The organism is Streptomyces sp. NPDC127114 (assembly GCF_042677525.1).
Taxonomy (GTDB): domain Bacteria; phylum Actinomycetota; class Actinomycetes; order Streptomycetales; family Streptomycetaceae; genus Streptomyces.
Window position 1 is genome coordinate 170,853 of record NZ_JBHXTJ010000010.1, and the last position, 11,974, is coordinate 182,826.

The 11,974-nt window shown below is 71.9% G+C and carries 9 protein-coding genes and 1 tRNA gene; 1 reads left to right on the forward strand and 9 read right to left on the reverse strand.

The features are described 5' to 3' along the window. Positions 1 to 109: 109 nt before the first annotated feature. The 6 genes from thrB to ACFVGS_RS13725 form a co-directional block, all read right to left on the reverse strand. On the reverse strand, positions 110 to 1,027 hold the full coding sequence (thrB, locus tag ACFVGS_RS13700) for a homoserine kinase (protein WP_385692552.1): 918 nt from the start codon (positions 1,025 to 1,027) through the stop codon (positions 110 to 112). Positions 1,028 to 1,334: 307 nt separating this feature from the next. Next, entirely contained in the window at positions 1,335 to 2,405 is a 1,071-nt protein-coding gene (thrC, locus tag ACFVGS_RS13705; RefSeq protein WP_384420627.1) for a threonine synthase, read from the reverse strand. 6 nt (positions 2,406 to 2,411) lie between these two features. Then, positions 2,412 to 3,704 carry a homoserine dehydrogenase gene (locus ACFVGS_RS13710; RefSeq protein WP_384420625.1) on the reverse strand — a complete coding sequence of 431 codons (1,293 nt, stop codon included), beginning with the start codon at positions 3,702 to 3,704 and terminating at the stop codon, positions 2,412 to 2,414. 190 nt (positions 3,705 to 3,894) lie between these two features. Beyond that, a complete protein-coding gene (lysA, locus tag ACFVGS_RS13715; protein ID WP_384420623.1) occupies positions 3,895 to 5,286 on the reverse strand; it encodes a diaminopimelate decarboxylase in 1,392 nt (463 codons plus the stop codon). 13 nt (positions 5,287 to 5,299) lie between these two features. Continuing rightward, positions 5,300 to 6,409 carry an ArgS-related anticodon-binding protein NrtL gene (gene nrtL, locus ACFVGS_RS13720; protein ID WP_385692553.1) on the reverse strand — a complete coding sequence of 370 codons (1,110 nt, stop codon included), beginning with the start codon at positions 6,407 to 6,409 and terminating at the stop codon, positions 5,300 to 5,302. A gap of 320 nt (positions 6,410 to 6,729) precedes the next feature. After that, complete coding sequence (locus tag ACFVGS_RS13725; protein ID WP_385692554.1) at positions 6,730 to 7,188, reverse strand: response regulator; 459 nt, start codon at positions 7,186 to 7,188, stop codon at positions 6,730 to 6,732. A 159-nt stretch (positions 7,189 to 7,347) separates the two neighbouring features. On the opposite strand from ACFVGS_RS13725, the gene ACFVGS_RS13730 reads away from it, so the two are divergent. Continuing rightward, positions 7,348 to 7,419 (forward strand) — tRNA-Arg (locus tag ACFVGS_RS13730). Between the two features lie 319 nt (positions 7,420 to 7,738). On the opposite strand, the gene ACFVGS_RS13735 is transcribed toward ACFVGS_RS13730, so the two are convergent. From ACFVGS_RS13735 to ACFVGS_RS13745, 3 genes are all read right to left on the reverse strand, one after another. After that, the gene (locus ACFVGS_RS13735; RefSeq protein ID WP_384420680.1) at positions 7,739 to 9,280 is read right to left on the reverse strand and encodes a M4 family metallopeptidase; all 1,542 of its coding nucleotides are present in this window, start codon (positions 9,278 to 9,280) and stop codon (positions 7,739 to 7,741) included. Between the two features lie 552 nt (positions 9,281 to 9,832). Then, complete coding sequence (locus ACFVGS_RS13740) at positions 9,833 to 10,666, reverse strand: 4'-phosphopantetheinyl transferase family protein (RefSeq protein WP_385692555.1); 834 nt, start codon at positions 10,664 to 10,666, stop codon at positions 9,833 to 9,835. A gap of 158 nt (positions 10,667 to 10,824) precedes the next feature. After that, on the reverse strand, positions 10,825 to 11,949 hold the full coding sequence (locus ACFVGS_RS13745) for a Ku protein (RefSeq protein WP_384420615.1): 1,125 nt from the start codon (positions 11,947 to 11,949) through the stop codon (positions 10,825 to 10,827). Positions 11,950 to 11,974: the final 25 nt, after the last annotated feature.

The following is an 11,974-nucleotide window of genomic DNA, read 5'->3' on the forward strand; positions in this document are numbered from 1 at the left end:
GCTTGAGGTTAACACTACCGGCTCCAACAAACATTCCCCCTCTCTGTCACCGGCAATCTCGTGTCCGCGCAGTTCCGGGCCCTCCGGCCCGGACACCGCGCGCTGCCCGTCAGGGCGCCAGCGGCAGGACGCTCGCGCCGGGCATGTCGAGGTCGAGCCGGTTGGCGGCCCATCCCTCGCCCGCAAGGAGGGCGACCTTGTCGGCCGTCCCGTGTTCGGCCAGTGCGAGCACCGTGGGGCCCGCGCCGGAGATGACCGCGGGCACCCCGTCCGCCCGCAGCCGGTTCACCAGGGCGATGCTCTCGGGCATCGCGGGCGCCCGGTACTCCTGGTGCAGCCGGTCCTCGGTGGCCGCGAGCAGCAGCTCGGGCCGGCGGGTCAGGGCCTCGACGAGGAGCGCGGCCCGGCCGGCGTTGGCGGCGGCGTCCACGTGCGGGACGGTGCGCGGGAGCAGGCCGCGGGCGGTCTCCGTCAGTACCGGCTTCCCCGGGACGAAAACCACCGGAACGATGGAATTCGAGGGGTCCATCCTGATCGCCCGCGCGGCCCCGGCCTCGGTCCAGGCGAGGGTGAACCCGCCGAGCAGGCAGGCGGCGACGTTGTCGGGGTGGCCCTCGATCTCGGTGGCGAGCTCGAGCAGCGCGGTCTCGTCGAGCCGCGCGTCGCCGCCTATGGTCACGGCGCGGGCGGCGACGATGCCGGCGCAGATGGCGGCGGAGGAGGAGCCGAGGCCGCGGCCGTGCGGGATGCGGTTGGCGCAGACGACCTCGAGGCCGCGCGGCTGCCCGCCGAGCAGGTCGAAGGCCGTGCGCAGCGAGCGGATGAGCAGGTGGCTCTCGTCGCGCGGCAGGGTGTCGGCGCCCTCTCCGGCGATGTCGATGTGCAGCCCGGAGTCGGCGACCCGGACGACGACGTCGTCGTAGAGCCCCAGCGACAGGCCGAAGGCGTCGAAGCCCGGGCCGAGGTTGGCGCTGGTGGCGGGAACGCGCACCCGTACGGCGGCGGCGCGGAACGCGGGACCGGCCATCGCTCGATGACTCTCCTTGACGTGCGGACTTGCGGGATTGTTCGGAGGAAGTACGGAGAACCCGGGGGCCGCTCGCGCCTCGGGCGCGACGACGGCAACAACACGACGCATATGCGTCGGGGCGGGTTCGGTACAGCCTATCGAAGGAAGGTTCTGTCGCGACATAGGGCGCACAGGAGGCGCACGATGCGTGTCGCGCGCCAACCTGTGCGCCTATGTAGGTTCCTGATCGGGTTTGACTCCCGATCAGGAACCTACCGTGCGCTGCCTGCAGCGCACGGCGCACTGCGTCGATTTCCGGCCAGATTCAGGCGAGGCCGAGGCGCGCGGCCGCGGCCGCGGCGTCGACCGGGACGGTGACCGGCTGCGGGGCGCCGGCGACGGCCCAGTCGGGGTCCTTCAGGCCGTTGCCGGTCACGGTGCAGACGATGGTCTGCCCCGGGTCGACCTTGCCCTGGGCGGCGGCCTTCAGCAGACCGGCGACCGACGCGGCCGACGCGGGCTCGACGAAGACGCCCTCCTGAGCGGCCAACAGGCGGTAGGCCTGCAGGATCTCACGGTCCGTCACCTCGTCGATGAAGCCGCCCGACTCGTCGCGCGCGGCGATCGCGTAGTCCCAGGAGGCCGGGTTGCCGATGCGGATCGCGGTGGCGATGGTCGACGGGTCCTTGACCACCTCGCCGCGCACCAGCGGCGCCGAGCCGGAGGCCTGGAAGCCCCACATGCGCGGCGTACGGGTGGCGAGCTTGTCGGCCGCGTACTCGCGGTACCCGCGCCAGTAGGCCGTGATGTTGCCGGCGTTGCCCACGGGCAGCACGTGGATGTCGGGCGCGTCGCCCAGCATGTCCACGATCTCGAACGCGGCGGTCTTCTGGCCCTCGATGCGGACCGGGTTGACCGAATTGACCAGCGCCACCGGGTAGTTCTCCGACAGCCCGCGGGCCAGGGTGAGGCAGTCGTCGAAGTTGCCGTCGACCTGGAGGATCCGGGCGCCGTGCACGAGCGCCTGGCCCATCTTGCCCAGCGCGATCTTCCCCTGCGGGACGAGAACGGCGGAAACCATGCCCGCGCGCACCGCGTACGCGGCGGCGGAGGCGGAGGTGTTGCCGGTGGACGCGCAGATGACGGCCTGCGCGCCCTCCTCCTTGGCCTTGGAGATGGCCATGGTCATGCCCCGGTCCTTGAAGGAGCCGGTGGGGTTGGCGCCCTCGACCTTGAGGTGCACCTCGCAGCCCGTGCGCTCGGAGAGGACCTGAGCGGGGACGAGCGGCGTACCGCCCTCACGGAGCGTGACGACCGGCGTCGTGTCCGTGACCGGAAGGCGGTCCCGGTACTCCTCGATGATGCCGCGCCACTGGTGGGTGCCCTTGCTGGTCATGGGTCCTTACTCCCCTTCAACACGCATGATGCTGGCGACACCGCGCACGGTGTCGAGCTTGCGCAGCGCCTCGACGGTCCCGGAGAGGGCGGCGTCGGGCGCGCGGTGGGTGACGACGACGAGGGAGGCCTCGCCGTCCTTGCCCGTCTGACGGACGGTGTCGATCGACACGCCGTGCTCGGCGAAGACCGTCGCGACCTGGGCGAGGACGCCCGGCTTGTCGGCCACGTCGAGACTGATGTGGTACCGCGTCACGACCTCGCCCATGGGGCTCACGGGCAGCTGGGTGTACGCGGACTCACCGGGGCCGTTGGCCTCGTTGAGCTTGTTGCGGCACACGGCGACGAGGTCGCCGAGGACGGCCGAGGCGGTCGGCGAGCCGCCGGCCCCGGGACCGTAGAACATGAGCCGCCCGGCGGCCTCCGCCTCGACGAAGACCGCGTTGTACGCCTCGCGGACGGAGGCGAGGGGGTGGCTGAGCGGGATCATCGCGGGGTGCACGCGCGCGGTGACGGACTCGCCGTCGGCGGCCCGCTCGCAGATGGCGAGCAGCTTGATGGTGCAGCCCATCTGCTTGGCCGAGGCGAAGTCGGCGGCGGTGACCTCGGTCATGCCCTCGCGGTAGACGTCGTCGAGGCGCACGCGCGTGTGGAAGGCGATCCCGGCGAGGATGGCGGCCTTGGCGGCGGCGTCGAAGCCCTCGACGTCGGCGGTCGGGTCGGCCTCGGCGTACCCGAGCGCGGTGGCCTCGTCCAGCGCCTCGCTGTAGCCCGCTCCCGAGGTGTCCATCTTGTCGAGGATGAAGTTCGTCGTGCCGTTGACGATGCCCATCACGCGGTTGATCTTGTCGCCGGCGAGGGACTCGCGCAGCGGCCGGATGAGGGGAATGGCGCCGGCGACGGCGGCCTCGTAGTACAGGTCCTGCCCGTGCTGGTCGGCGGCGGCGTAGAGGGTCGCACCGTCCTGGGCGAGCAGCGCCTTGTTGGCGGAGACGACGGAGGCGCCGTGCTCGAACGCGGTGGTGATGAGGCTGCGGGCCGGCTCGATCCCGCCGATGACCTCGACGACGACGTCGATGTCCCCGCGTTTCACGAGGGCGGTCGCGTCGGTGGTGATCAGCTCGGCGGGCACTCCCCCGCGCACCTTGTCGGGCCGGCGGACGGCCACACCGGCGAGCTCGACCGGGGCGCCGATGCGCGCGGCAAGGTCGTCGGCGTGCGTCGTCATGATGCGCGCCACCTCTGAGCCGACCACTCCACAGCCCAGCAGCGCCACCTTCAGCGGACGCGTACGCATCATCCGACCTCGTCTCTCGTACAACTTCGACTACGACTGCGACGCGCATTCCTGCGGTCGCTTTTCCCTTCGGTCCGCGGGGCCGGATCGGGGTGTCCGTTTCCCACGGTGGGAACCAGTCTCACTCACCGGACGGACGTTTCAGCGCCTGGTCCGAATGGCGAGACATGGTTTCCATCACCTGACTATTTCATCACCCGACGTCGAGACGCAGGAGATCTTCCTCCGTCTCACGGCGCACGATGACCCGAGCTTCTCCGTCCCGCACGGCGACCACCGGCGGGCGCAGCGCGTGGTTGTAGTTGCTGGCCATCGACCGGCAGTACGCGCCGGTGGCCGGCACGGCGATCAGGTCGCCGGGCGCGATGTCGGCGGGCAGGAACGCGTCGCGCACGACGATGTCGCCGCTCTCGCAGTGCTTGCCCACCACCCGGGACAGCATCGGCTCGGCGTCGCTCGTGCGCGAGACCAGCGCGACGCTGTACTCGGCGTCGTACAGGGCGGTGCGGATGTTGTCCGACATGCCGCCGTCGACGGAGACGTACGTGCGCAGCCCTTCGAGCGGCTTGACGGTGCCGACCTCGTAGAGGGTGAAGGCGGTGGGCCCGACGATGGCGCGCCCGGGCTCGACGGAGATGCGGGGCGTGGCGAGCCCGGCGGCCTCGCACTCGCGCGTCACGATCTCGGTGAGCGCCTTGGCGATGTGGTGCGGCTCGCGCGGGTCGTCGTCCGAGGTGTACGCGATCCCGAGCCCGCCGCCGAGGTCGATCTCGGGCAGCTCGATCCCGTGCTCGTCCCGCACCTCGGCGAGCAGCTGCACGACGCGCCGCGCGGACACCTCGAAGCCGGCCATGTCGAAGATCTGGGACCCGATGTGCGAGTGGATCCCGATCAGCTCCAGCCCGTCGAGCCGCAGCGCCCGCCGCACCGCTTCCGCTGCCTGCCCGCCGGCGAGCGCGATCCCGAACTTCTGGTCCTCGTGGGCGGTGGCGATGAACTCGTGCGTGTGCGCTTCCACGCCCACGGTGACGCGGATCTGCACCCGCTGCCGCTTGCCCAGCGACTGCGCGATGTGCGCGACCCGGACGATCTCCTGGAAGGAGTCGAGCACGATCCGCCCGACGCCGGCCTCGACGGCCCGCCGGATCTCGTCCTCGCTCTTGTTGTTCCCGTGGAAGGCGATGCGCTCGGCGGGCATGCCGGCGGAGAGGGCGGTGCTGAGCTCACCGCCGGAGCAGACGTCGAGGTTGAGCCCCTCTTCCTTGAGCCACCGGACGACGGCCCGCGAGAGGAAGGCCTTGCCGGCGTAGAAGACGTCCGCGTCACTGCCGAAGGCGTCGGCCCAGGCGCGGCAGCGGGTGCGGAAGTCGTCCTCGTCGAGGAAGTAGGCGGGCGTGCCGAACTGCTCGGCGAGCTCGGCGACGCTCAGCCCGCCGACGGTGACCTGGCCCTCGTCGTTCCGGGCCACGGTCCGGGCCCAGACCTTGGGGTCGAGCCGGTTGAGGTCGGCGGGCGGAGCGGAGTAGTGCCCCTCGGGAAGGACGTCGGCGTGGCGGGGCCCGGCGGGGTGTGCGGAACGGCTCATGGGTCTGCGTCTTTCAGATCTGGTCGGGTGCGCTGATGCCGAGCAGGGACAGGCCACCGGCGAGCACCGTCCCGGCGGCTTCGGCGAGCGCGAGCCGGGAGCGGTGGGCGGCCGAGGGTTTCTCGTCGCCGAGGGGCAGAACGGTGTGCTGGAACGCGAGGAACGCGTCGGCGACGGCCTCGAGGTGCCGGGCGACCCGGTCGGGGGCGCGGTGGCGGGCGGCGGAGAGCAGGACGGCGGGGTGGTCGCCGAGGAGGGCGAGAAGCCGCGGCTCGTCGACGGCACTCTCGTACGCGGGCGCGAAGCCGAGCTGCGCGGCGTTGTCCACGAGACGCCTGGCCCGCGCGTGCGCGTACCGGACCCGGAAGAGCGGGTTGCGCTCGTGCTGGACGAGAAGCGCCGCCCCGTCGAGCGCCCGGTCGTGCGCGGCGGGCCGGAGCAGGGCCCAGCGGGCGGCGTCGACGCCGAGGACGTCGGACAGGCAGGCAGCGGGGAGCACGGGGAGGCGCTCGGGGCGAGGTGGGGCGGTGGCGGTGGCAGTGCTGGCGGCGGCGTCGGTGGTTTCGCCGGTGGCGCGGGTGGTGCTGGCGATGGCAGCGTCGGCGTCGGTGGTTTCGTCGGTGGCGCCGGAGTCGTCGGCGCCGTCGGTACCGTCGATGTCGCCCGTGGCTCCTTGTGCCCGGAGAAGCCGGATGACGGTCTCGGTGAGGAGAACGGCACGGGGCTCGGTGACGGGAGCGAACCGGACGTGGATGCCGGAGAGAAGCTCGGAATGCCCGTACGAGATCCCGGAGCGCGCGATCTCACGGATGACGCGGTCGTGGACGAGCTCTTGGCTGCTTCCGTCGAGGGTGAAGTTGAGGAACCCGGAGCCGGTGATGTCGACGGAGCTGATGCCGGGGCTGTCGCTCAGCCGCTCCTTCAGGATCTCGGCGACGTCGCGGGCTTCGAGCCCGGAGGGCCGGGCGAGCCGCAGGGCGACGCTGGTGGCGTAGTCACCGGTACCACCGGTCCGTGACCGCTCGACGGCGACGCGCGCGGGCACGTCGACCCGCAGCACACCCTCGTCGACCGCACGGCGCACGGCGTGCAGCACGGTGAGGGAGAGGTCCGCGGGGGTCACGGGACAAGCGTAGGGGAGGAGGGGGGTCGGAACGCGAACCGGTTTCGGCATGTGGGCGGTGGGCGCACGACCAGGAGGGGCGGGGCCTCGGCGGCTGGGGCGCGCAGGGGGCGGGGGCTCGGCCGGCTGGGGCGTGTCGGGTTGGAGAGCCTCGGCGGCTGGACGCGCAGGAGGGGCGGGGCCTCGGCCGCTGAGGCGCGCCGGGTCGGAGGGCCCCGGCGGCTGGGGCGCGCCGGATCCGGCTCACCCGCTCCCGCGCGGCCAACCCTTCGCCGCTCCCCTCGCCGTCCGCTTCCGCGTTAGCCCTCTCCTCTTCCCCGTTATCCCTCTCCTCGGCGCCCGGTCCTGCTGACTGCGGGCGGCTCCTCGGCGTCGGTATCGTCGCGGGGCTCGCGCCGCTCCTGGTGCATGAGCTGCCGGACGACGCGTACCAGGTCGGCCGGCTCGAAGGGCTTGGCGAGGAAGGCGTCGACGCCGGAGGCACCCCCGCCCGCGCCCTCCGTCTCGTACTCGGTGCAGGCGCTGATGATCGCCACCGGCAGATGACTGGTCCGCGGGTCCTCCCGGAGCCGCGCGGCGGTCCTCAGCCCGTCGAGTCTGGGCATGACGACGTCGAGGGTGACGACATCAGGACAGACCTCATGCACGACATCCAGACACTCGGCACCATCGGCCGCGGTCACCACCTCGAACCCCTCGAGCTCGAGATTGACCCTGATCAGCTGGCGAATCACCCGGTTGTCATCCACAACCAGCACCCGCCCGGACACCCCTGACACACGTCGAGAGTAGGTCGCGGGGAGCACCCGCGTCCGGCTTTTGCCCACTTCTGACCCGTGCGAGGGAACGCCCCCATGGTGACGCGGCGGAAATACCTGTTCACAGGCACCCTGCAGGAGCTGGTAGTGTTCTTCCCGTCGCCGCGAGAAGCGGCGGACGCCCCCGTAGCTCAGGGGATAGAGCAACGGCCTCCGGAGCCGTGTGCGCAGGTTCGAATCCTGCCGGGGGCACTTCGCAGGAAGTGCCTAAAGACCCCGTGATCAGCGGAAACGCTGAGGACGGGGTCTTGTCGTATGCGCAGCCGTCTGTGCGGCCCTGATGAGCGGAACGCCAGGGCCCCGGCCGGCGCCCGCACGGCTCCCTGTTCGCCACCCCGCACGAGGCGCGCCAGAGCCTGTACCCAGCGGCTGCGTCCGCGGATGGACGAGGACGGCACCCTGCACGACGACGAGTGAGCACCAGGGGTGCGGGTGGCACGTACAGGGGCTGTCCGGGTGTGGCCCGGACAGCCCCTGTCCCCCCGTCGGGGTGTGCCTACCTGCCGCTGCGTCAGTTGACGTTGACGGCCTTCCAGGCCGCGTTCACCGCGTTGTACTCCGCGCTGCCGGCGCCGTACAGGTCCGTCGCCGCCGAGAGGGTGGCGGTGCGGGCGCCCGCGTAGTTGGTGGACGAGGTCATGTAGGTGGAGAGGGCCTTGTACCAGATCTTGTACGCCGCGGCGCGGCCGATGCCGGTGACCGTGGAGCCGTCGTAGGTCGGGGAGTTGTAGGTGACGCCGTTGAGCGTCTTCGTGCCGCTGCCCTCGGACAGCAGGTAGAAGAAGTGGTTGGCCGGGCCCGAGGAGTAGTGGACGTCGAGGCGGCCGAGGCTGCTGGACCAGTAGTCGGCGGAGTTACCGTCCTTGCTGGGCTTGTCCATGTAGCGGAGCGGGGTGCCGTTGCCGCGGATGTCGATCTTCTCGCCGATGAGGTAGTCGCCGGTGTCCGAGGAGTTGTTGGCGTAGAACTCGACCGCGGTGCCGAGGATGTCGGAGGTGGCCTCGTTCAGGCCGCCCGACTCCCTGCTGTAGCGCAGACCCGCGGTGGACGCGGTCAGGCCGTGGGTCATCTCGTGACCGGCGACGTCGAGGGACGTCAGCGGCTTGGCGTTGCCCGCGCCGTCGCCGTACGTCATGCAGAAGCACTGGTCGGACCAGAAGGCGTTGACGTACGCGTTGCCGTAGTGGACGCGGCTGTAGGCGGCGACGCCGTCACCGCGGATGCCGTTGCGGCCGAGCTCGTTCTTGTAGAAGTCCCACGTGACGGCCGCACCGTAGTGGGCGTCCGCGGCCGCGGTCTCGCGGTTGGAGGCGAGGCCGTTGCCCCACACGTCGGTGGAGTTGGTGAAGAGGGTGCCGGTGCCGGACGTGGCGCCCTTGAGGTCGTACGTCTTGTGGCCGCCGCGGGCCGTGTCGGTGAGGGTGTACGACGGGGCCGTGCCGAGCGTGACCTGGCCGCTGTACTGGGTGTTGCCGACGCCCGTCTCGATCGCCTCGAAGGAGTGGAGCTCCTTGCCGGTGGTGGCGTCCGTGATGACGTGCAGCTCGCTCGGGGTGCCGTCGTGCTGGAGCCCGCCGACGACGGTCTCCCAGGCGAGGACGGGCTTGCCGGAGCCGGCCCAGATGACCTTGCGGGCGGAGGACGCGGTCGCGCCCTCGGCGTCGGCGGCGGCCACGGCCGACTGCTTGGCGGTGGCGGCGGCGACGGCCGGGGTGGTGCTCGCCACCGCTATGCGGGCCTCGGTCGCCTTGGTGGTGGAGCGGGCGCCGTTCTTCTTCTGGTGCACGACGAGGTCGCCGCCGAGGACCGGCAGGCCCTGGTAGGTGCGCTCGTAGCGGGTGTGGACCGTACCGTCGGCGTCCTTGACGACATCCCGGACGACCAGCTTCTCCTGGCCGGACAGGCCGATGGCCTTGGCGGTGCCGGCCGCGGCGGACTGCGCCTCCTGGATGGCGGCGGCGCGCTGGGTGCCGGTGAGCACGAGCGCGGTGGCGCCGGCCTCGCGCTGGGCATCGGCGCTGGCGGATCCGGTCTGGACTCCGACGACGACCATGGCGGCCGATGCGATCAGGGCGGCGGCTCGGGCGGTGGTGTGACGACGAGGCGAGGACTGCTGGCGGGTCACGCGGGCTCCTTCGCTGTTACGCGTGGGGGATCTGTGTGGGGGGTGGTGCGCGGTTGAGCGTGCCAGCGAGCAGCCTTGATTGACAGGTATGCAACAAGGATTTGACCATCAGTTGTCCGAAGGGCGGCCAAGTCGGTCCGCTATGCGGAGGGTTGACCGCTCCAAGGGTCATAGAGGGTTCAGATAGGGGTGTGGGAGGGGTGCCGGAGGCGTGGGGGAAGCCCTGCGGGAGGCGTGTGGGAGACCCCGCGGGACCCTGCAGGAGACCCCGCGGGAGGCGCACGGGAGCCGGGGGCAGGAGGGCGTGCGGAGCGCCGGGGCACGGGTGTGCGGGGCTGGGGCGGTGGGCGTGCGGGGTGGGTGGCGCGTGGGCGTGCGAGGGCCGGGGCGTGGGCGTGCGGGGGCCGGGGCGGTGGGCGTGCGGAGGCCTCGGGCTTCGTTGCTCGGTGCCTCCTTACGCCCACCGGTCTGGGCCCGCGGTCAGGTCAGGCGGTGGAGCAGCGGAGGCTCGGTCGTCGTGTGCGGGGCGCGCAGCGCGATGGCGGCATGGTGGGACGGGCCGCCCGGCAGGTCGTACAGGCTCCAGCCGGCCGGAGGCGCGGCCCCGGTGCTCAGGTCGTCCAGGTGCGGGGCCCGGCCGAGGCCGGTGCCGAGGCCCTTCAGATAGGCCTCCTTGCGTGCCCAGATGCGGCCGAAGGCCGCCGCCCGCCGTGCCGGGGCCTCCTCCTGACCGGCCCCGGCCGACCCGGCCCCGGTCCCGGTCCCGGTCCCGGCCTCGGCCGCGATGCCTGCTTCGATCTCGGCCCGTTCCGACGGGTGGAGGACGGACACCAGATCCTTCACCGCCTCGGGCTCCGGACGGAGTTCGACGTCCGCGCCGACCGGTACGGGCGCCGTCGCGATCAGCACCCGGCCTCGCGTGTGCGAGAGCGAGAAGTGCAGCGGCGGCTCGGGTACGGACACGGCGAGGGCCGGGCGGCCGTGCGGCTCGCCGCAGCACGGGCAGGGCTCGCGCGTGAACCGCAGGTCCTCCGGGCGCTCCCCCAGCAGCCTGCCCAGTACGGTGCGGAGGGCGACGTGCGCCACCGTGTACAGGGTCCGGTCGGCGGGCCGCAGGAACGCCGCCGCCCGCTCGCGCTCCCGCGCGTCCAGCACGCTCGTGTCGAGCCGGGTCGGGTCCAGCACGGTCGTGGCGAACGGCGATATAGCCGAGTCGGCCAAACCGGGCGTCGCGCCGCGTGGTTCGTCACGCGTGGGGCCGCGCAGTTCGTCACGCTTCTCGTCGAGTTCCAGGAGCCAGGCGTCGGCCCGCATCGGTCGGTTCCTCCCGTTCCGCGCGGCGGGTGCCGCGGCGGGGTCGACCGTACACGCGTACGTCGAACGACTCGTGGCCGACAAGAACCAGGGCGTCGGCCACGAGCCGCCGAGCCGTTGAGCTGTTGAGCCGCTGAGCACCGTTGAGTCGTTCGCTCCTACGCCGTGCGCTTGCGCGGAGTCGCCTTCTTCGCGGCAGCCTTCTTCGCCGGCTGCTTCTTCGCCGTCGATTTGGCCGTCGACTTCACCGTCGACTTGGCGGCGGACTTGGCCGGCGTCTTGGCGGTGGACCCGGCCGCCGTCTTCGCCGTCGACTTCCTCGCGGGCGCAGCCGTCTTCTTCGCCGCTGTCTTCGCCGTGGACTTCTTCGCGCCGGTCTCCTTCGGCGTCGCCGCCGGCCTCTTGGTCGCGGCCCGTTTCCGCGACCTGAGCTCGGTCACCTCGGCCGCCTCCGCCGCGCCCTCGGCCGCTTCTGCCGTGCCCTCCGCGCCCGCCGTCTCTCCCCGGGCCTGCTTGGCCGCCCGCACGCTGCTTTCCAGGGCCGCCATCAGGTCGATCACCTGGCCGCCGCCGGCGGCGGCGGGTTCCGTCGGCGCGAGGCCGGCGCCGCCCTCGGCCTTCGCGGCGATCATCTCCTCCACGGCCTCCCGGTAGTCGTCGTGCAGCGAGGAGATGTCGACCTCGCCGAGCGTGGCCATCAGGGCGTCGGCCAGGTCGAGTTCGGCCTCGCGCACGGTCACCGGGGTCTCCGGAGCCACGCCCTCCGGCGCGCGGATCTCGTCCGGCCACAGCAGTCCGTGCATGGCGATCACGTCGTCCACCACCCGCAGCATGCCGAGCCGCTCGCGCCCGCGCAGCGCGTACTTCGCCACCGCCACCTTGTCGCTGCGCTTCAGCGCCTCGCGCAGCAGGGTGTACGGCTTGGCGGCCGGTACGCCGTTGGCGGAGAGGTAGTACGCGGCGTCCATCTGGAGCGGGTCGATGTCACCGGCCGACACGAAGGCGACGATCTCGATCGTCTTGGCCGTCGGCAGCGGCAGCGCGGCCAGGTCCTCGTCGGTGATCGGGATCATGGTCCCGTCGGCGTCCTCGTAGGCCTTGCCGATCTCCGCCTGCGTGACCTCGGCCCCGTCCAGCTCGCACACCTTCTTGTAGCGGATGCGTCCGCCGTCCTCGGCGTGGATCTGGCGGAAGGAGACCGAGCGGCTCTCGGTCGCGTTGACCAGCTTGATCGGGATGCTGACCAGGCCGAAGGATATGGCTCCGTTCCATATGGATCGCACTATTCATCCCCTTCGCACCATTGGT

What these genes read in the sequence shown, in the direction of transcription:
- thrB (WP_385692552.1), bottom strand. Translation starts at nt 1,027, where the DNA reads ATGGCCGGTCCCGCGTTCCGCGCCGCCGCCGTACGGGTGCGCGTTCCC.
- thrC (WP_384420627.1), bottom strand. Translation starts at nt 2,405, where the DNA reads ATGACCAGCAAGGGCACCCACCAGTGGCGCGGCATCATCGAGGAGTAC.
- ACFVGS_RS13710 (WP_384420625.1), bottom strand. Translation starts at nt 3,704, where the DNA reads ATGATGCGTACGCGTCCGCTGAAGGTGGCGCTGCTGGGCTGTGGAGTG.
- lysA (WP_384420623.1), bottom strand. Translation starts at nt 5,286, where the DNA reads ATGAGCCGTTCCGCACACCCCGCCGGGCCCCGCCACGCCGACGTCCTT.
- ACFVGS_RS13735 (WP_384420680.1), bottom strand. Translation starts at nt 9,280, where the DNA reads ATGGTCGTCGTCGGAGTCCAGACCGGATCCGCCAGCGCCGATGCCCAG.
- ACFVGS_RS13740 (WP_385692555.1), bottom strand. Translation starts at nt 10,666, where the DNA reads ATGCGGGCCGACGCCTGGCTCCTGGAACTCGACGAGAAGCGTGACGAA.